This is a genomic window from Polaromonas sp. P1_E3 (assembly GCF_056405935.1).
This window is the reverse complement of sequence record NZ_JBFUBD010000052.1, coordinates 1-17,007: the sequence shown is the minus strand read 5'-3', so window position 1 is coordinate 17,007 and position 17,007 is coordinate 1. Positions and strand designations below refer to the sequence as shown.

Genomic DNA, 17,007 nt, shown 5'->3' with positions numbered 1-17,007 from the left:
AGCTCACTGAGGGCCGCTGGAATCTGGGAAGGGCCGCGGTTTTCGGTTGAGCAGGGCGTAAAGCTCATTGCGCTCCACCTCCGGATCATCCACCACCTCGCGGCAGGCGATTCCCATGTGTTTCTTTATGAGAACGTCCCGGCGGATCGTCTCGGTTTGCCTGGCCGGGTCACGCAGCCAATGGGCCGCGCTGGTGAGGAATTTTTCCTCCTGCCCGGACAGGTCCGGATGAAGTGCCACCTCCTCCAGGAACGCCATGATTAGGTTGCGGATGGATGTCGCATCCCGGTCGCCTATTAACTTCGGCTGAGTCATTTTTTCAACAGCCCGCTGCGGCATTGCGGGTTCGACATCCCGAATCACGCCTACTTCGAAAACGCTCAGCAGCGGGGTGTTTGCCGGCGGCAGGTCGGCAAACCGGGCCAACCGACCCTCGGCCACATACGTCAGCCTGTCCTGGTGATGAGCCAGCAATGCCTGTATGACGACTTCGTCAAGCACGATCTCAGTTTCAACGCGGCCCTTTCGCGGTGGCAGGCTGGTGGTCCATTGCTTGCCGGAGGCTGCCAGGTCGCCATAAAAGAGCTCCACGGCCTCACGGCAGTTGACCCCGGCCCTTTGCAGCAGGAGAAGTGATGCCCTCAGGAGTCGTTGCCTGGGAAGAGGGGGCCTGCGATCGAGTTCCTTGAGGATGATGACCCAGTGACGGCGGGTGAGCCAGTAGTGGAGCTTCAGTTCAGTTGGAGGGCCCTGAATAGCCAGACGATGCCGCAGCATGGGGTCCTGTGTCAGATACGCTGCTTTCCACCAGTCCGCATACATTTTCAAGGTAACGTGAATGGCGCGCAGGGCGCTGCTGTCGGAAAGGGGCTGGCGAAACGGCCGCCATTGCGGCGCGGCCCGCAAAAACGGACAACGTTCCACCCAGTTAGAGGGCGGATTCATCAAAAAACTTTTGAACGCTATCAGGTCGTCAGGTTCAAGCGAAGACAACGCTTTGAGCCGTATTGCAATAGCCCAGAAGACCAGTTTTTCGACATCGTAGGTATAGGTGTCCAAGGTGCTCTTTGTCACGCGGCTCTGCTGGCTCTCCAGCCAGGCCCTCACTGCGCCGGCATCGTCCTCAACCCCGTAATTATTAGGTCCGTGGTGCCGCCACTTCCCATCGGCGCCCAGCAACGAGCGCGGCCACAGGACTTCGAATTTCAAATCAAGCGTGTCATTGTCAACCTGGACAGGCATGGCGGGCCTCCAAATACAGGCAACGTTTATTTCGCTCGGACAGATCGGTCTCGGGAAAGTACAACAGGATGCACTTAATCGCCGAACGCGTCAGCGGGTCGTCAGGTGCCAGCTACCCGCGAAAATAAGGCTCTGACCGGGGGCGACCTGAAGCTCGTCACTCACAATAACCAACACCGATTTTGCCCCTTGCCACGTCCCAGTTCAAGAAGCCTCTGCTGGGTGGTTGTCGTTTTTCGCAGCTCAGCTACGCATCACCAGCACCGGTACAGGCGCCGCTCTCAATATCTGCTCCGCACCGCTGCCCAGCAGCACCCGCCCGATGCCACGCCGGCCGTGCGAGCCAACCACCACGAGGTCGGCGCCCCAGAGTTTGGCGGCTTCGGCCACGGATTCGCCCAGGCGCTGGCCGGGCTCATCGAGCATCGCCTGGCTGGCTTCGATGCCGGCCGACTGGGCGACGGCCATGGCGTCGGTCAATACCTTGGCCCCGCCTTCGCGCATCATGCCGGCCAGATCGGCCGAGTACGTGCCATAGGGGTCTATGCCGCCCAAATAAGCCATTTCATTGACGGCATGCACCAAGCGCACGCTGGCGCTGGTCTCGCGCGCCATCTGCAGGCCGGCGACCAGGGCTTTGGTGGAGGTGTCGCTGCCGTCCACGGGGATCAGGATTCGCTTGAACATGATGAGTACCTATTTGGGGTTGAAACATCATTCGTGGTGGCGATTTTTTGGGGACGATGTGTTGATGCCGATCAAGAGTGGGTGGATTGGCGGTGCGCGCCTTGCGCTTGCTCGCCTGCTGCCTGGCAGGCCACGCAGAGCGCCGCGGCCGGCAGCGCTTCCAGGCGGTGCAAGTCCATTGGCTTGCCGCATTCTTCGCACCGGCCAAATTTCCCCTCTCCCAAGCGACGGCGGGCTGCGAGGACCTGGGAAAGTTCCGTCGCGATGCGCTCCGCGTCCAGCGCCGCCATGTCGGATTCCGATTCCCGCTCGGCCAGGTCCTTGAAGTCCCGCACCTCCCCGTTGCCGGGCTGGTCATCGGCAAGTTCGCGTTTGTTGCCTGCGTCCAGGGCTGCTCTGAGTTCGGCCTCGCGTGAGGCCAGGAGCTTGTCGAACTGTTCCGCGAATGAATTTTCGTAGTGCGTCATTGGGATGCCTGAAATAAGTGTATGAGCTTGGATTTGCTTGAGCTGCGATTTTCACGGCGCTTTAGCAAGCCGGTATTGATCTTGCGCAAGCTGGACCAACCTGCGTACGGTCAAGGTGCGTAACGCTTGCGCTAGGTCAACACCTTGCCACCCGGCCTGGCCATCATGGATACCTCCAACTATGTTGAAAGGTAGACCATGAACACCAAAACTTTTGTGATCACTGCGGCCTTTGTCACATGCGCCGCAGGCTACGCGGCGGGCGACGCCATGGCGAAAGCCCCTGAAACGGTCCAGCCCCCGGCAGGGGCGTCCAGCGCGCCGACGGGCGTGGCCGCGCGCTCAAAGGCGGTCGCGCAAAAGGCCGCGCAGGAGGCCGCCGATTCCGCCCGCGCGGCGGCCGACCTGGTCAAACTCACGCTGCAGCTGGCCGAGACGGCCGCCCAGGACGTCTCGAAGCGGACAGCCGCGAATATCCGCGAGCAGGCGCTCAAAGCGGACGAAGCGGCAAGAAAGGCCCGTGAGAAAGCCGAGCAGGCCGCCGTCGCGGCCACCGACGACATGAAAAAGCTGACGGCGAAGGCCGCCGAGGCTGCCAGGCGCGCCGCATCTGCCGTGCGCGCGGCGTCGGGGCGTGCCGAGGAAGCGCTGCGCAAGGCCGGTCAATCCGACCAAGAGCAAACGCAGAAGGCCATGAAGGCAACCCAGGATGCCTTGAAAAGTGCGGACAAAGCTGCACAGGAGTCGGCTGAGGCCGGCAAGCAGGCGGCGGACAAAGGCGCGGATTCAGGTTCAAAGAATAAGTGACGGGCTGCACGCATCCCGCTGGAACTATGAGCACCGCAGCCCGGACCGACGAGCTTTCGCAGAATGCGCTGCCTTCGGCTCAAGGCCTGAGCAGTGAAGAGGCCGCTGCGCGGTTGCTGGCTGATGGGCCCAACCTGTTACCCGGAAGTGAGCCGCAAAGCTTTGCGCGGATCGCCCTGGATGTCGTCAAGGAGCCCATGTTCTTGATGCTGCTGGCGGCGGGCACGAGTTACCTGCTGCTGGGCGATACGGCCGAGGCTACTTTTTTGCTCGCCTCGGTCTTGCTGATTGTTGCGCTGACGCTGTTCCAGGAACGTAAAACGCAACGCGCGCTGGAGGCCCTGCGCGAGCTGTCGGCACCGCGCGCGCTGGTCCTCCGGGACGGCAGGGAGCTTCGCATCGCCAGCCGCGAGGTGGTTCGCGGAGATGCCCTGGTGCTGCGCGAAGGCGACCGCATCGCCGCCGATGCCGACTTGCTGGAGGGCGCCCTCGAAGCCGACGAATCCCTGCTGACCGGCGAATCCGTGCCACGGCCCAAGCTCGCGCAGGATGCAAAGGCGCACTACTCCGCCCCCGACCCCGAAGGCGAGAGCAGCGCACTGGTTTACGCCGGCACCGTGATCACGCAGGGCACGGGCCTAGCCCGGGTGCACGCCACCGCGGGCCGGACCGCGATGGGTCGCATCGGCACGGCGTTGGCAACGACACAGGCCCCGGCCTCCAAGTTGTACCGGCAGTCGAGGCGTATCGTGCGGGGATTCGCCGGTGCCGGGCTGGYGGTGGCCGCGATGCTGGTCTTGCTGGGCTGGCTCAGGGACGGCCACGGCTTTGTCGCCAGCCTGCTACCGGCGATCGCCTTTGCGATGGCGGTGCTGCCGGAGGAGATTCCCGTCGTTCTCGCGGTGTTCATGGCACTGGCGGCCTGGCGGATGTCCCGGCAGAAAGTCCTGACACGCCGGGTCGACGCGATTGAGGTGCTGGGCGCGATCACGGTATTGGCCGTGGACAAAACCGGAACCCTGACGCAGAACCGCATGGCGCTCGTAGAGGTGGTGGGTGCGGATGCCGTGTTCCTGGCGGACGGCGACGCGCCGCTTCCCCCCGCGCTTAAGGAACTGCTCGAATGCGCGATGCTGGCCACGCCGCTGAAACCGTTCGATCCGATGGAAAAAGCCATTCGCGCCGTCGGGGACGCCCGCCTGGGCCCGGACTCGAGCGCGCGCCTGGGCATCGAGCCGGCGCGGCAATATCCGCTCGCACCGCAACTCCTGGCCGTCACCCACGCCTATGGCGGCGAAGTGCCGGGATGCTATTTGCTGGCGACCAAAGGCGCGCCGGAGACGGTCATGGACCTGTGCCGTCTTCAAGGGCCTCAACGCGAGGCGGTGCAATCGCAGGTGCAGGAGATGGCCGCCAGGGGCCTGCGCGTCCTCGGCGTGGCCCGCGGCGAGTGGCGGGGCGCCGGATTGCCCGCAGGCCAGCGGGACTTCACGCTGCGCTTTGCCGGCCTGCTGGGCCTGGCCGACCCGCTGCGGCCTTCAGTGCCGCAAGCCGTCCAGGATTGCCGCGAGGCGGGCATACGTGTGATCATGATGACGGGAGACCACCCGGTGACGGCCAGCGCGATTGCCCGGCAGGCGGGCCTGCCGAATCCCTCCGACGTGCTGACCGGCACAGACATCGATAGGCTTGGCGATGTTTCATTGCGGGCTAGCTTGAGAACCACCGCCATCTGTGCGCGGCTCAGGCCCGAGCAGAAGCTGCGGCTGGTGCGCGCGCTGCAGGCCGACGGTGCGACGGTGGGCATGACAGGCGACGGCGTCAACGATGCGCCAGCGCTCAAGGCTGCCGATGCCGGCATCGCCATGGGCGAGCGCGGGACCGACGTGGCACGCGAAGCCGCGGCCCTGGTGCTGCTGGACGACAGCTTTGCCAGTATTGCGAACGCCATCCGCCAGGGGCGTCACGTCGACGACAACATTCGCAGTGCGGTGCRCTTCATCTTCGCGGTGCACGTGCCCATCGTTGCGCTCGCATTGGTACCAGCCTTGCTTCGCTGGCCTGTGCTCCTGCTGCCCGCGCAGATCATTCTGCTCGAACTCATCATCGATCCGGCGTGCTCGATATTGTTTGAAGCGCAGCCGGCAGATCCGGCGTTGATGCGACGCCCGCCCAGGCTCGCCACGGATTCGCCGTTCGCCTTGCGCAACATGGCCTACGGCCTGTTGCAGGGCGTCGGCTTGGCATTGGCGCTGCTCGCGGCCAACGGCTGGATGCTGGGGCAGGGCTGGCCCGCGCCCGAGATCCGCACGGCGCTTTTCGCGAGCCTGGTCGCAGGTCTGTTTCTGCTGGTGCTGGTCCATCGCCATTCGGTAAATATCCTCAGGAATCCCTGGCTCCCGCGTCTGGCCGCCGCCGTCGCGGTGCTGCTTTCGCTTGTGCTGTGGCAGCCCTGGTTGCGCGGGGTGATGGGCTTTGTGGCGCCGTCCGGGCAGGACGCGGCCGGGCTGTTGCTTATCCTGGGTGCCATGACGGTGTGGCTGCTGGCCTTGCGCTATGTTTCGGCGGCTTCGAAGGGAGCTGCCGAACGCAGGCGCTCCAGGCAAGACAGCCGCCCTTGATGTAGGTCAAGGGGTGAACCCGTCGCCGGCCATACCCTTCGCTGGTTGCCGGCGCGTGCGCAGCGTCCGACCGACCGCAGCTTGTTGCGCAACCTTACAAGGAGCAAAAACCATGTCCGACAAAACACTCATCGTTTGTTATTCCAACACCGGGACATCGCGGCGCGTGGCCGATCTTTTGGCCAGCAAGTTCCAATGGCAGCGAGGCGAGGTGCGCGAAACGCGCTCACGCGCGGGAACTGCCGGCATGCTGCGCTGCGTACTGGACTCGCTGCTCAGGCGCCATCCCGAGATCCGATACGACGGACCCGACCCGCGCGGCTTTGAGACGGTGGTGCTGATAGCACCCATCTGGGTTGCCGAGCTGGCCGGGCCTATGCGCAGCTTTGTTCGCGACCGTGCTCCCTGCCTCAAGCAGGTAGCCGTCATCTCGGTGATGGGCGGCAAGGGCGCCACCAATGCCTTCGCCGAGATTGACCGGATACTGGGCCGTCCGCCCATCCTGTCGACCTCGTTCACCGCGCGCGAAGTGGACGACGGCAGCTATTCGTCCGGCCTTGAGGTGTTCGGCAGTGCGGTCCGGGACTACGCGAAGAACGAGGAAACCGTGCGGCCGACGGACTTGTCGCCTAGTGCGGTGTAAGTGCGCTCCTTACCTCCCCGAGCCTGCCGCTTTTTAACCTATCGAAAACCGGACCATGCGCATATGCGCACCGCGATACGCATTGATCGGGCGTATCGCATGGCGCCGGCCATGCTGCTTTGGAGCCAGCCATGAGCGTGCGAAACCTGGAAGCGTTGTTTCAGCCCCGTTCGGTCGCCTTGATCGGCGCGTCTGATCGCCCGAACAGCGTGGGCGCAGTGGTCCTGCGTAACCTGAAGGCGGGCGGCTTCAAAGGCCCGCTCTGGCCGGTCAACCCGAATCACGCGCACATAGGCGGGGAGCAGGCCTGGCTTGACGTGGCGTCCCTGCCGGGCACGCCCGACCTGGCGGTCATCTGCACGGCGGCCGCAAGGGTTCCCGGTATCGTCGCGGAACTGGGCAGGCGCGGCACGCGTGCGGCGATTGTCATGTCCGCAGGCCTGCGGCAGGCACGGGAGGAGGGCGGGACCTGGGAGAGCGCCATGCTCGACGCCGCACGGCCGCACCTGCTGCGCATCGCCGGGCCGAACTGCCTGGGCATCCTGGTGCCTGGAATAGGGCTGAACGCCACCTTCGCGCCCGGCAAGGCCTTGCCCGGCAACATCGCCTTCGTCACCCAATCGGGTGCGCTGGCCACGGCCATGCTCGACTGGGCCAACGGCCGGGGCATTGGGTTTTCGCATTTCATCTCGCTGGGCGATGTCGCCGACGTGGATTTCGGCGACGTGCTCGACTACCTCGGCAGCGACCCCGGAACCCGTGCCATCTTGATGTACATGGAGTCGGTCACGTCGGCCCGAAAGTTCATGTCGGCCGCGCGCGCCGCGGCGCGCAACAAACCGGTGATTGTCGTCAAGGGAGGGCGCGCGCCCGCTGGCGCACGCGCGGCCGCCTCGCATACCGGGGCGCTCGCCGGGTCGGACCTGGTGTTCGATGCGGCAGTGCGGCGCGCCGGCATGCTGCGCGTGGACACGCTGGAGGACCTGTTCGGCGCGGCCGAAACCCTGGCGCACAGGCAGGCCTGGCTTGGCGACAGGCTTGTCATCCTGACAAATGGCGGGGGCGCCGGCGTGCTGGCGGCCGATGCGCTGGCACTGGGCGGCGGCAAGCTGGCAGAACTCGCGCCAAATACGTTGGCCGCGCTCGACGCCTGCCTGCCTCCGGCCTGGTCCCATGGCAATCCCGTGGACATCGTGGGTGATGCGCCGGTGTCGCGTTACCAGGACGCGCTGCGCATCCTGCTGGCGGCGCCGGAAGTTGACGGCGTGCTGTTCATGCACGCACCCACGGCCATCGTGCCGGCGTCCGACATCGCTGCGGCCTGCCTGCCCTTGATCACGCGCCGCAAACCCGTGCTGTCATGCTGGCTGGGCGCGCCCTCGGTGGCGGCCGCCCGTGCCGCGTTTTCGGCCGCTGGCGTGCCATGCTTCGACACCCCGGAGCGGAGTGTCAAGGCGTGGCTGCAACTCGCGGCCTACGCCGACAACCAAGCGGCATTGCGCGAGTTGCYGGGCCTGGGCGGGCAGGCCGGCGCGACGGACACGCCGCGAGCGCGCGAAATACTTCAACAGGCCGCGGCCGCCGGTCAACGCTGGCTGGACGCCGTACAGGTCCAGCAGGTCCTGCAGGCTTATGGCATTGCCGCCTTGCCGGTCGAGCGGGCCCGGAACGCAAACGAGGCCGCGGCGCTCGCGCAGCGCATGGGTTTCCCGGTGGCCCTGAAGGTCATGTCCGCCGACGTCGTCCACAAGTCGGATGTCGGTGGTGTCGAGATCGGGCTAACCTCCGCCGATGAGGTGCGCGCGGCGGTGTCGCGCATGGGCGAAAGCCTGGCGCGGCGGGCGTCGCATGCGGCGCTGCAGGGCTTCGCCGTACAGCCCATGGCCGCCAGGCCCGGTGCGCTGGAGCTGATCGCGGGCATTGCCACCGACCCGGTGTTCGGGCCAGTGATCCTGTTCGGCGAGGGCGGGACGGCGGTCGAACTTCATGCGCGCCACGCCGTCGCCCTGGCGCCCGTCAACGACGCGCTCGCGAAGGACCTGGTATCGCGCGCCGGCATGGACACGCTGCTGGGCGGCTACCGGGGAGCCAAGCCGGCCGACACCACCGCTGTGCGCGACGTGCTCCAGAAGGTTTCACGGCTGGCGTGCGACCAGCCCCTGCTCGCCGAGCTCGACATCAATCCCTTGCTGGTGGACGAACACGGCGTATTGGCGCTGGATGCCCGTATAGGCCTTCGCGCCCCCGGCGCCGCGCCATTACCGCCCTCCGTCAGCCCTTACCCGGCGGAGCTCGAAACAGAGGTCAAGCTCAACCACATCAAGCTTTTGCTGCGACCTATCCGGCCCGAAGACGGCCGACGGCTGGCCGCTTTTTACGCGCGAGCCACCTCGGCCGACATGCGCCTGCGGTTCTTCATGTCGCGCCGCGAGGTGCCGCATTCGGAACTGGCCCGCTACAGCCAGATCGACTACGACCGCGAAATGACTTTGATCGCGGTGCCGGCACCGGCCGATGGCGAGCCGGAGATGGTGGGGGAAGTACGCGCCGTCTGCGACCCAGACAACGAACGCGCGGAGTTCGCGATCCAGGTCGCCGCACCGTGGCAGGGAAAAGGGCTTGGCCGAGTGCTCCTGGACAAGCTGCTCGGCTACCTGCGCGAGCACGGCACAAAGGAGGTGGCCGGGCAGTGCCTGCGCGAGAACGCCGCCATGGCAGCGCTGGCACGTTCGGCCGGCTTCGAAGTCGCCATCGACAACAGTTCAGACACTTTTTCAATGCGGCTCGCATTGAACCCATCCCCAACCGCGCCAACAGCGCCAGGAGTTATACGTGGGCTCACTAAAGCAAATACTTGCGCCGGTTGACGGCAGCCAGACTTCTGTCAAGGCGCTGGAGGCCGCGATTGAACTGGCGCGGCTGAACGGGGCCCGCCTGCGGCTGCTTTACGTGATCGATCAGCTCGATTACGTCAACGGCTTCGAGACGGCCAAGGCCTATTACGAACAGACGCTTCCCTTTATGCGCGCCGACGGGGAAAGGCTGTTGGCGCAGATGCGTAGCTTGGCCGAGGTAAAGGGCGTAGTGTGCGACAGCGTGCTGCTGGAATCAGGCGCCGATCGTCTTTGCGATGTGGTGGCGGAACACGCCCGGGAGGTCCGCGCCGACATGATCGTGCTGGGCTCGCACGGTCGCCGCGGCCTGAACCGCGTCCTGATGGGCAGCGACGCCGAACAGATCGTGCGACATGCACCTGTTCCGGTGCTGGTGGTGAGGGGTTGACGCCGGCTGCCCTGGCTCCCGGTTTTCCGTGACCTTGCGTGTGATACGGTGTTCAGTCGCCGCTGATGCGCATCACGACGCGGCCCTCTATCGCGCCGCCGCGCATGCGCTCCAGCACCTCATTGATATTGTCCAGCCGGTCTTCGGTAAAAGTGGTGCGCACCTTGCCTTCGCCGGGCCTTGCGTGAGCTGGGTCTACTGAATGAAGCTTCCAACCCTCTAAAGCTCATCTGAAATTCACTTCACGGAGCGACTTGTACTTCCGACTCCACGGCGTTCCATCATGTCCTGGCTCATGGTCTGAAGCGCTTCCCCTGTCAATAATGCATGCGCTGCCGGATAGGCCAAGTCGTTCTCGTCCGCCAGGTGTCTTTCGTAAAGCGCCCCAAAATGGGTTAATGCGGTAGTCTGTGTTGGTGTCAATGGATTCCAGTTTGCCGCCGAACTCTCAGCGATCATGTTTAGCACTTTGCGCGCCTCAGGCCACGCGGCCTCCATGGTCCGGTGGTCCAGTAACAAACGCTCAACCAACAGGCGCAAGCGAGGGTCCGGCCCTGCGAGCAACGGCGGGAACACATGCAGCTCTTCGTCCTGGTGATGCAGCGGTGCGGCAAGGTCAAAGTAACGCATCACGTCACGCGCCGCCTGGCGGGCCGAATCGTCGCGCCCGTGTTCAAGTAGGTGCTGCTGCAGGCGCGCCAGCAGCGCGAGCATGCGCTCCACCCGCTCGTGGCAGGCCGCCAGCATGTCGAAAGGCGCCTCGAACCCGGCGCCCGGTGCGCGCACACCGGGCAGGGACGCAGGCTGCGCAGCCCGGCGCGCCACGCCCATGTCAGCCGAACTGCACCGGTTGGCCCTGCGGGTCAAACGGAATAAAAGCGCCGATCTTGCCCTGCTTGATGGACTCAACCATGCGCTGCAACGGCTCCTCGGCGTCTTCGGTGGTCGGTGCACGGTTCACCGAGCCTGACATGGCTGCGGCAAACACCAGGCCCCAGTTGTGGCCGAACTGGCGGGACTCCTGCACCAGTGCGGCAAACGAGCTCAGTTCCTCCGGGCGCTTGTCCACACACATCAGCGGGACCAGCGCACCGCCCTGGCCGGCCTCAAACCGTGCGCGCTGCACCGGCGTGCTGTCCTCGGGCAGTTCGACACCAGTAAATACAAACAGCAGGCGCTGCGGCTCAGGTTGTGCGCGTGCGGCCTGCAGCAGGTCGTCAAAACTCAGAATATCCATCGCTTCATCCAGTCACAGGAATTAAAAAGGGTTCGCTGACGCTCACGCCGCTGCGGCGCCGGCAGAAAGGCTGCTTACAAAATCAGCCGGCACCGGCCTCAGGCGGGCAGGCTTGCGCGACTGGATCGTGCCGACGCTAACAAAACACAGGGCATGTTCGCCGCCCGTCAGGCCGAACAGCTGGCGCAACCCTTCGGACTTCAGTGCCTTGCCGCTGGTCAGTGACGAACCATACCCCAGGGCCGTGGCCATGAGCAGCATGTTCTGCACTGCACAGCCAGCCGAGACCACGCGTTCGGCCAGGTCGATCCCAGTATCACCACTCGCGCCATCAACCACCACCAGCATGAGCAAGGGAGCGCGATGCGCTTTTTCGCGCGCCTGCGCGACCTGCTCCGGGGTGGCCTCTGCGTCGCGCTCGACCAGCGCCGCGCCGAAGACTGCCGCCAGCCGTGCGCGCGCTTCTTGCGGCACCAGCACAAAACGCCAGGGAAGAAGCTGCCCGTGGTCGGGCGCCGTGGCGGCGGCACGCAGAATCATGTCGAGCTGCTTCGCATCGGGGCCGGGTGCCAGCAGCCGCTTCGGCAAAATGGTCTGGCGCGACTGCATGAGGGCTGCAGCCAGCTGCGCCGGATCAGCGTCAGCCGCGGCGACTGCGGGAGCTTGAACAGGAAAGGCAAGCAGGTTCATCAATTCTCTTTTAGCCAGGACGCCCGTCGGCGCGCAGGCGGCCGTACCAGTTGCCCAGGCGCATACCCCACACACCCATGACACCAGCCCACAACAGCACCGCCGCCAGCAGCAGCCATGCGGCAAAGGGGCTTTGCGCGGCCGCCCCAATGCGCAGCAAGGTCGCCGCCTGAAGCAGGAGGAAAAGGGACCATACCAGCCGGTCCGCTACCAGCGCGCGCCCGCTGTGGCCGCAGGACACGCGTGTCACCATGGCCAGCATCAGTGAGGCCAGGCAGCCCATGGTCAAAGCGTGCAGTGCGGCAAGCGCCAGAACGGGAGTGTCCTGCGCCAGGCCAAGCAGATGCGCCGCACCACCCAACACGAGGGCCAAGCCAAACCAGAGAAAGCCAATATGCAGCATGGCAAGCAGCCGGTTCTTCAGGCTTTGCATCACACCCCACACCACCGCCAACCAGATGAACACCCCCCCGGCGGCCAGCTCGAAAACACCGCGCAGCGCAGTCCAGGCCGTGCCAACGCCACCCTGCGGACTGCCATCCAGCTCGATCCATACCGCGGCCACCTCGACGGCAGCCACCGACAGCATGAACCACAACACCCAGAACGGCCGCCAGGCGTTGATGAAAGGCAAGGCACTGGAAGTGAAAAAAGGAATCATACGGTGCGCCACCGAGACATACACCACGACCACAAAACCCCACAAACCTGTGAGCACGCAGGCGCGCGCAACGGCAGGCGCCCCCAGCAACAGGCTGAGCGGAAGTGTCGCCAGCGCCATGCAGCCCACGATGCACGCATTGCCGATGGCACGCGCATGCACCTGGTCTTCAACCGCACTGCGCCCGAGCAATTGCCAGAACAGGGCGGTCATCCAGGTCAGGCCGACGGCCGATACAGCCATTCCGGCCAGGGCCGTCAGGCCATGCAGGTGCGCACCGGCGAGACACAACAGCCAGCCTGTCACCTGAAGCAGCAGAGGCGCCAGCAGTTGCCGGGGCGCAGGCGGGGCCACGCCCAGCCATTTGGGTCCGGCAGTAAAAAGAAAGCCCGAGAAGAAAAGCGGCAAAAACCCGAAGGTCATCACCGCGCCGTGCACCAGTGAAGGCGACAGCGCATAAGGCAGACTCAGCGCCGGGGTGACACGGTCCAGCTGCACCAGTGCCCACCAGGCGCCGGCAGTCACGAGAATCACCATGGCCAGGAAAAACCCCAGCCGGTGCGGAGCCAACAGCAGGTGGCCTGCCCGCCAACGGCGGTCTACGCTGGCGCGCTCCCTGACGGTCGGCTTGGCCGAATTCACCCGCAGGGCGATGACCGGGCGTTCGCTCATCCACACACTCCCAGATGGCCACACTGGGTGCAGTAGTCGCAGCCGTCCTTGCGGATCACGGCATGGGCACCGCATTCGCTGCACTTCTTGCCCGCCATCACCGGCGGCGCGAGCGCCATGTCGACATGGGTTTCCGGGACGCGTGCCGCGCCGGCAGCGCCGTGCCGGACGCGCCGCGCGATTATGTTCTGCACCGCATAGGCAATCGCTGCCACTTCCGAGTCGTGCCACAGCGGAACGTGTGTGCCGTCGGCCTTCTCGTAGGTTCCCAGCCGTACCGGGCCGCGGTCCCAGGCCACCTTACGCATGTCGCTAAGCGCACGCTCAAGAAAACCACCGCGCGCGGCCAGCGAAAGCATGCGCATGCTGGAAGTGATCCACTGCTGCGACTCGCCGCTCTGTCCCACGGGCATGAAAAATTCGATGGCACGCTCGACCGTGCCTTCGCCCAAGGCAGCCGGCACGGGTAGAAAGGACACCACGATATAAAGCGTCTTGCGCCCTTCCTGCGTCCAGTAATCCACCTTTTCCGCCACTGCGGACAAGGCTCCCTTGGGACGGCTTTCGATCACTGTGCGCATCGGGTCCACAGCGGGCGCAGCTGCCGGCATGGCTGCGGGGTCTGCATGGGTTTCCAGTACCGAACCGAGGATGGCGTTGGGCCGGTAGGTGGCAAGGCCTTTGAGCTTGGCGCGCCAGGCCTGCTGGTACAGGCCCTTGAAGTCTTCGTAGGCGTAGTCGGCCGGAACGTTGACGGTTTTGGAGATCGCCGTGTCCACAAAGGGCTGCACCGCTTCCATCATGCCGATGTGGCTGTCGGCCGACATCTCGAGCGCCGAGACAAAATAGCCGGGCAACCTGTCTACATCCCCGCCGAGTTCACGGTACAGGCGCCAGGCATGGTCTTCCACTGCGTACTCGGTGGTGCTACCGTCGGACTCGCGTTTCTTGCGCCGGTACATCCACGAGAACGGGGGCTCGATGCCGTTCGATGCGTTGTCGGCAAACGCCAGGCTGACCGTGCCAGTGGGTGCAATCGACAACAAATGGCTGTTGCGTATGCCGTTCGCGCGTATGGCCTGCTGCAAGGCCGTAGGAAGCCGGCTGGCAAAGGTGCCGGGAGCGAGGTAGCCCGCGGCGTCGAACTTCGGGAACACGCCTTTTTCCTTCGCGAGTGCCACCGAAGCAGCGTAGGCTGTATCGCGCATGCTCACAGCAATMCGCGCAGCCATCTCCCGGCCCTCAGGCGCGTCGTAGCGCAGGCAAAGCATGGCCAGCGTGTTGCCCAGACCCGTGAAACCGACGCCGATGCGGCGCTTGGCGGCGGCCTCGACCCGCTGCTGCGGCAAGGGCCAGAAGGTCACGTCCAGCACGTTATCGAGCGCGCGCACCTGGATCGCGACCGATTTTTCGAAAGCCTCGAAATCAAAGTCCGGCGCGCCGTTAAAGCCGAAGGGGTGGCGCACAAAACGTGTGAGGATGATGGGGCCGAGGTCGCAGCATCCATACGGAGGCAGCGGCTGCTCGCCGCAGGGATTGGTCGCCGCGATGTCTTCGCAATACCGCAGGTTGTTGTCCAGGTTGATGTGGTCCAGGAACAGGATGCCGGGCTCGGCGAAGTCGTAGGCCGAGCGCATCACGGTGTCCCACAACTCGCGTGCCGCTACCGTCTGGTAGACCCACAGGCCATCGGCACGCTGGAACGCACCCTGCTTCATCAACGGGGCGCCGGGTTTGGCCTTGTGCACCAGCTCCCAGGGCTGGTCTTCGGCGAGTGCGTGCATGAAGGTATCCGGCATGCCGACCGACACGTTGAAGTTGTTCCAGCGCCCAGGCGTGCGCTTGGCGGTGATGAACTCGTGCACATCCGGGTGATCKATGCGCAGCACACCCATCTGCGCGCCGCGCCGTGAACCCGCGCTCTCCACGGTGGAGCAAGACTGGTCAAAGACGTTGATGTAGCTGCAGGGGCCGGAGGCCATGGAAGCGGTGCCCTTGACCTCGGCGCCGCGCGGCCTGATGCGTGAAAAATCGTAACCCACGCCGCCACCGCGCCGCATGGTTTCGGCCGCTTCGCGCAGAGCCTCGTAGATGCCGGGGTGGCCGCCGTCGTCAACACCCTGGATGCAGTCACCCACGGGTTGCACAAAACAGTTGATCAGCGTGGCCTGGATGGAGGTGCCCGCTGCGCTCATGATGCGGCCTGCGCCGATCGCGCCCGCGTGCAGGTTCTCCAGGAACAACGCTTCGTGTTGGGCGCGCTCCGCCTCCGCTTCAACCGAAGCCAGAGCGCGCGCCACGCGCCGGTAGATATCTTCCATGCCCGTTTCGCCGGGCTTGAGGTATTTTTCCTTCAGCACGTCCTGGCTGATGGGCTGGGTGGCCGTCAGGTCCTGCGGCCGGCCGAATTGTTCGCGTTTCATGCTGGTGCTCCTGCTGGCCGAACTCCACCGAGCAGCCATTGCATTAATTCTTGCACTGAGCAGATTTGTTCGCCAAACGGCAGCCGGGCGGCACCACGGAAGAAAAGGCCTTTACGGACGTCGCCCTCAAAGGCATGGCCAAGCTGCTGGTCGATGCAGAACTGTCCCATGCCGGCCACGCCATCGCGCAGGCCGCAGTGGGCGAGGCAGTCGAACGACATGTTGCATTTGGCCTTGACATGGGCCGCCGCCTGGAGCCGGGGTTCCAGGCGCATGTATTTGTCCAGCCATGGCGTTCGCACAGCGCGGGCGGGCAAGCCGGCCACACTGATGAACTCCACCAGGTCTTCCGGTTTTGCCTCGGCCAGCACCTTCTTGAAGGCAGGATCGGCATCGCACTCCTTGGTGACGGCAAAGGCGGTGCCCAGTTGCACGGCAGAAGCGCCCAGGGCTTGCAGGCGCAGGATGTCGTCCCTGCAGTTGATGCCGCCAGCGGCAATCAGCGGAATCTCGCGTTCAATGCCGGCCGCTTTGAAGAATTCCAGCACCTGCGGAATGACCACTTCGAAATCGAAGCGTTTGTCATGCAGATCAGCAACTTTGGCGGCGCCCAGATGGCCACCCGCAAGGCCTGGGTGCTCAATCACGATGGCATCGGGCAGGCGCCCTTTTTTTTGCCACTTGCGCACCAGCAATTGCACGCCACGCGCGTCCGACAAAATGGGGATCAGCACAGCGTTGGGATAGTCTCGCGCCAGATCCGGCAAATCAAGCGGCAAACCGGCGCCGACCACCAGCGCATCGGCCCCGCTGGCCAGTGCCTGGCTCACATTGTCTTCGTAGGCGTTGAGTGCCTTCATGACATTCACGGCAATCAGGCCGCGGCCCTGTGCCAGCTGGCGGGCCAGGCGAATTTCCCGGTCAAGCGCCTCAAGATTGGCGGCATCGATCAAGGCACGGGCATCGGGCTCCTTGTCGAGGTGGCGTGTTTTGGCCATCAGATCAGGATGCAGGCGCCGCAAGTCCACAGACGACAGCGTGCCCACGCCGCCCAGGCGGGCCACCGTGCCAGCCAAGCCACCCGCGGAGACACATACGCCCATCCCGCCCTGCACCACCGGGATCAGCGCCTTGCCGCCGATGCGCCAGGGCCGAAGGCCCGAATCGTGGGCAAGTGCCTGCAACGCTGCTGCCGCCGTGATCGGATTAACGCTCGCCTTCGCGGCAAGGTCAATTGCTGATGATTTGTCCATCGTGCTCCACATAAGGTTGGTACGGGCCAGTGCCGCTGTCAAAGGCTATCGCGGCGGGTACAAAGCTTCCTTGTCTTAGATCAAAGACGTGGATTTCACCGTCCTCAATCACGTAATGCCACCCATGCAATGTCAATACGCCTTTTTCGACTTCGCGCCGCACCATGGGATAGGCCATCAGGCGCTCCAGTTGCAGCACCACAACGCGTTGTTCGGTGCGGCGCAGGGCCTCGGGGCTCGCGGTCACGGGCAGCAAGGCCTCGCTGGCCAGTTTGAGCCACGCTTGCAGGGCCACCGCTTCTTCGGGCACGCCTTCATAGGC

The 17,007-nt window shown here is 64.8% G+C and carries 15 protein-coding genes; 5 read left to right on the top strand and 10 right to left on the bottom strand.

All coding sequences use genetic code 11. From position 1 onward, the window contains the following. Positions 1 to 3: 3 nt before the first annotated feature. From AC1D0Z_RS09305 to AC1D0Z_RS09295, 3 genes are all read right to left on the bottom strand, one after another. On the bottom strand, positions 4 to 1,242 hold the full coding sequence (locus AC1D0Z_RS09305) for a hypothetical protein (protein WP_477657964.1): 1,239 nt from the start codon (positions 1,240 to 1,242) through the stop codon (positions 4 to 6). Between the two features lie 243 nt (positions 1,243 to 1,485). Further along, positions 1,486 to 1,929: a universal stress protein gene (locus AC1D0Z_RS09300; protein WP_477657963.1), complete on the bottom strand. Its 444-nt coding sequence runs from the start codon at positions 1,927 to 1,929 to the stop codon at positions 1,486 to 1,488. A 71-nt stretch (positions 1,930 to 2,000) separates the two neighbouring features. Continuing rightward, positions 2,001 to 2,396: a TraR/DksA family transcriptional regulator gene (locus tag AC1D0Z_RS09295; RefSeq protein ID WP_477657962.1), complete on the bottom strand. Its 396-nt coding sequence runs from the start codon at positions 2,394 to 2,396 to the stop codon at positions 2,001 to 2,003. 198 nt (positions 2,397 to 2,594) lie between these two features. On the opposite strand from AC1D0Z_RS09295, the gene AC1D0Z_RS09290 reads away from it, so the two are divergent. From AC1D0Z_RS09290 to AC1D0Z_RS09270, 5 genes are all read left to right on the top strand, one after another. Next, entirely contained in the window at positions 2,595 to 3,203 is a 609-nt protein-coding gene (locus AC1D0Z_RS09290; RefSeq protein ID WP_477657961.1) for a hypothetical protein, read from the top strand. Positions 3,204 to 3,229: 26 nt separating this feature from the next. Continuing rightward, a complete protein-coding gene (locus AC1D0Z_RS09285) occupies positions 3,230 to 5,824 on the top strand; it encodes a cation-translocating P-type ATPase (protein WP_477657960.1) in 2,595 nt (864 codons plus the stop codon). Positions 5,825 to 5,936: 112 nt separating this feature from the next. Continuing rightward, the gene (locus AC1D0Z_RS09280) at positions 5,937 to 6,467 is read left to right on the top strand and encodes a flavodoxin family protein (protein WP_477657959.1); all 531 of its coding nucleotides are present in this window, start codon (positions 5,937 to 5,939) and stop codon (positions 6,465 to 6,467) included. Positions 6,468 to 6,598: 131 nt separating this feature from the next. Next, a complete protein-coding gene (locus AC1D0Z_RS09275; protein WP_477657958.1) occupies positions 6,599 to 9,334 on the top strand; it encodes a bifunctional acetate--CoA ligase family protein/GNAT family N-acetyltransferase in 2,736 nt (911 codons plus the stop codon). Further along, complete coding sequence (locus tag AC1D0Z_RS09270; RefSeq protein WP_477657957.1) at positions 9,300 to 9,749, top strand: universal stress protein; 450 nt, start codon at positions 9,300 to 9,302, stop codon at positions 9,747 to 9,749. The genes AC1D0Z_RS09275 and AC1D0Z_RS09270 overlap by 35 nt, the downstream gene beginning before the upstream one ends. A gap of 237 nt (positions 9,750 to 9,986) precedes the next feature. On the opposite strand, the gene AC1D0Z_RS09265 is transcribed toward AC1D0Z_RS09270, so the two are convergent. The 7 genes from AC1D0Z_RS09265 to AC1D0Z_RS09235 form a co-directional block, all read right to left on the bottom strand. Continuing rightward, positions 9,987 to 10,580, bottom strand: coding sequence for a hemerythrin domain-containing protein (locus AC1D0Z_RS09265; RefSeq protein ID WP_477657956.1), 594 nt, complete (start codon positions 10,578 to 10,580; stop codon positions 9,987 to 9,989). A 1-nt stretch (position 10,581) separates the two neighbouring features. Next, complete coding sequence (locus tag AC1D0Z_RS09260) at positions 10,582 to 10,986, bottom strand: ribonucleotide reductase subunit alpha (protein ID WP_477657955.1); 405 nt, start codon at positions 10,984 to 10,986, stop codon at positions 10,582 to 10,584. A gap of 42 nt (positions 10,987 to 11,028) precedes the next feature. Further along, the gene (locus AC1D0Z_RS09255) at positions 11,029 to 11,676 is read right to left on the bottom strand and encodes a nitroreductase family protein (RefSeq protein WP_477657954.1); all 648 of its coding nucleotides are present in this window, start codon (positions 11,674 to 11,676) and stop codon (positions 11,029 to 11,031) included. A gap of 10 nt (positions 11,677 to 11,686) precedes the next feature. Then, positions 11,687 to 13,009, bottom strand: coding sequence for an NnrS family protein (locus tag AC1D0Z_RS09250; RefSeq protein ID WP_477657953.1), 1,323 nt, complete (start codon positions 13,007 to 13,009; stop codon positions 11,687 to 11,689). After that, positions 13,006 to 15,432, bottom strand: a complete 2,427-nt coding sequence (locus tag AC1D0Z_RS09245; RefSeq protein WP_477657952.1) for an adenosylcobalamin-dependent ribonucleoside-diphosphate reductase — start codon at positions 15,430 to 15,432, stop codon at positions 13,006 to 13,008. The genes AC1D0Z_RS09250 and AC1D0Z_RS09245 overlap by 4 nt, the downstream gene beginning before the upstream one ends. Continuing rightward, positions 15,429 to 16,685 carry an NAD(P)H-dependent flavin oxidoreductase gene (locus tag AC1D0Z_RS09240; RefSeq protein WP_477657951.1) on the bottom strand — a complete coding sequence of 419 codons (1,257 nt, stop codon included), beginning with the start codon at positions 16,683 to 16,685 and terminating at the stop codon, positions 15,429 to 15,431. The genes AC1D0Z_RS09245 and AC1D0Z_RS09240 overlap by 4 nt, the downstream gene beginning before the upstream one ends. Then, the coding region (locus AC1D0Z_RS09235; protein ID WP_477657950.1) for a carbonic anhydrase at positions 16,663 to 17,007 on the bottom strand (345 nt) is incomplete at its 5' end. The genes AC1D0Z_RS09240 and AC1D0Z_RS09235, both read right to left, overlap by 23 nt.

Bases quoted from the DNA above. Each gene is read 5' to 3' on its own strand.
- AC1D0Z_RS09280 (WP_477657959.1), top strand. From the start codon at position 5,937: ATGTCCGACAAAACACTCATCGTTTGTTATTCCAACACCGGGACATCG.
- AC1D0Z_RS09300 (WP_477657963.1), bottom strand. From the start codon at position 1,929: ATGTTCAAGCGAATCCTGATCCCCGTGGACGGCAGCGACACCTCCACC.
- AC1D0Z_RS09255 (WP_477657954.1), bottom strand. From the start codon at position 11,676: ATGAACCTGCTTGCCTTTCCTGTTCAAGCTCCCGCAGTCGCCGCGGCT.
- AC1D0Z_RS09295 (WP_477657962.1), bottom strand. From the start codon at position 2,396: ATGACGCACTACGAAAATTCATTCGCGGAACAGTTCGACAAGCTCCTG.
- AC1D0Z_RS09305 (WP_477657964.1), bottom strand. From the start codon at position 1,242: ATGCCTGTCCAGGTTGACAATGACACGCTTGATTTGAAATTCGAAGTC.
- AC1D0Z_RS09240 (WP_477657951.1), bottom strand. From the start codon at position 16,685: ATGGACAAATCATCAGCAATTGACCTTGCCGCGAAGGCGAGCGTTAAT.
- AC1D0Z_RS09265 (WP_477657956.1), bottom strand. From the start codon at position 10,580: ATGGGCGTGGCGCGCCGGGCTGCGCAGCCTGCGTCCCTGCCCGGTGTG.
- AC1D0Z_RS09260 (WP_477657955.1), bottom strand. From the start codon at position 10,986: ATGGATATTCTGAGTTTTGACGACCTGCTGCAGGCCGCACGCGCACAA.
- AC1D0Z_RS09250 (WP_477657953.1), bottom strand. From the start codon at position 13,009: ATGAGCGAACGCCCGGTCATCGCCCTGCGGGTGAATTCGGCCAAGCCG.
- AC1D0Z_RS09290 (WP_477657961.1), top strand. From the start codon at position 2,595: ATGAACACCAAAACTTTTGTGATCACTGCGGCCTTTGTCACATGCGCC.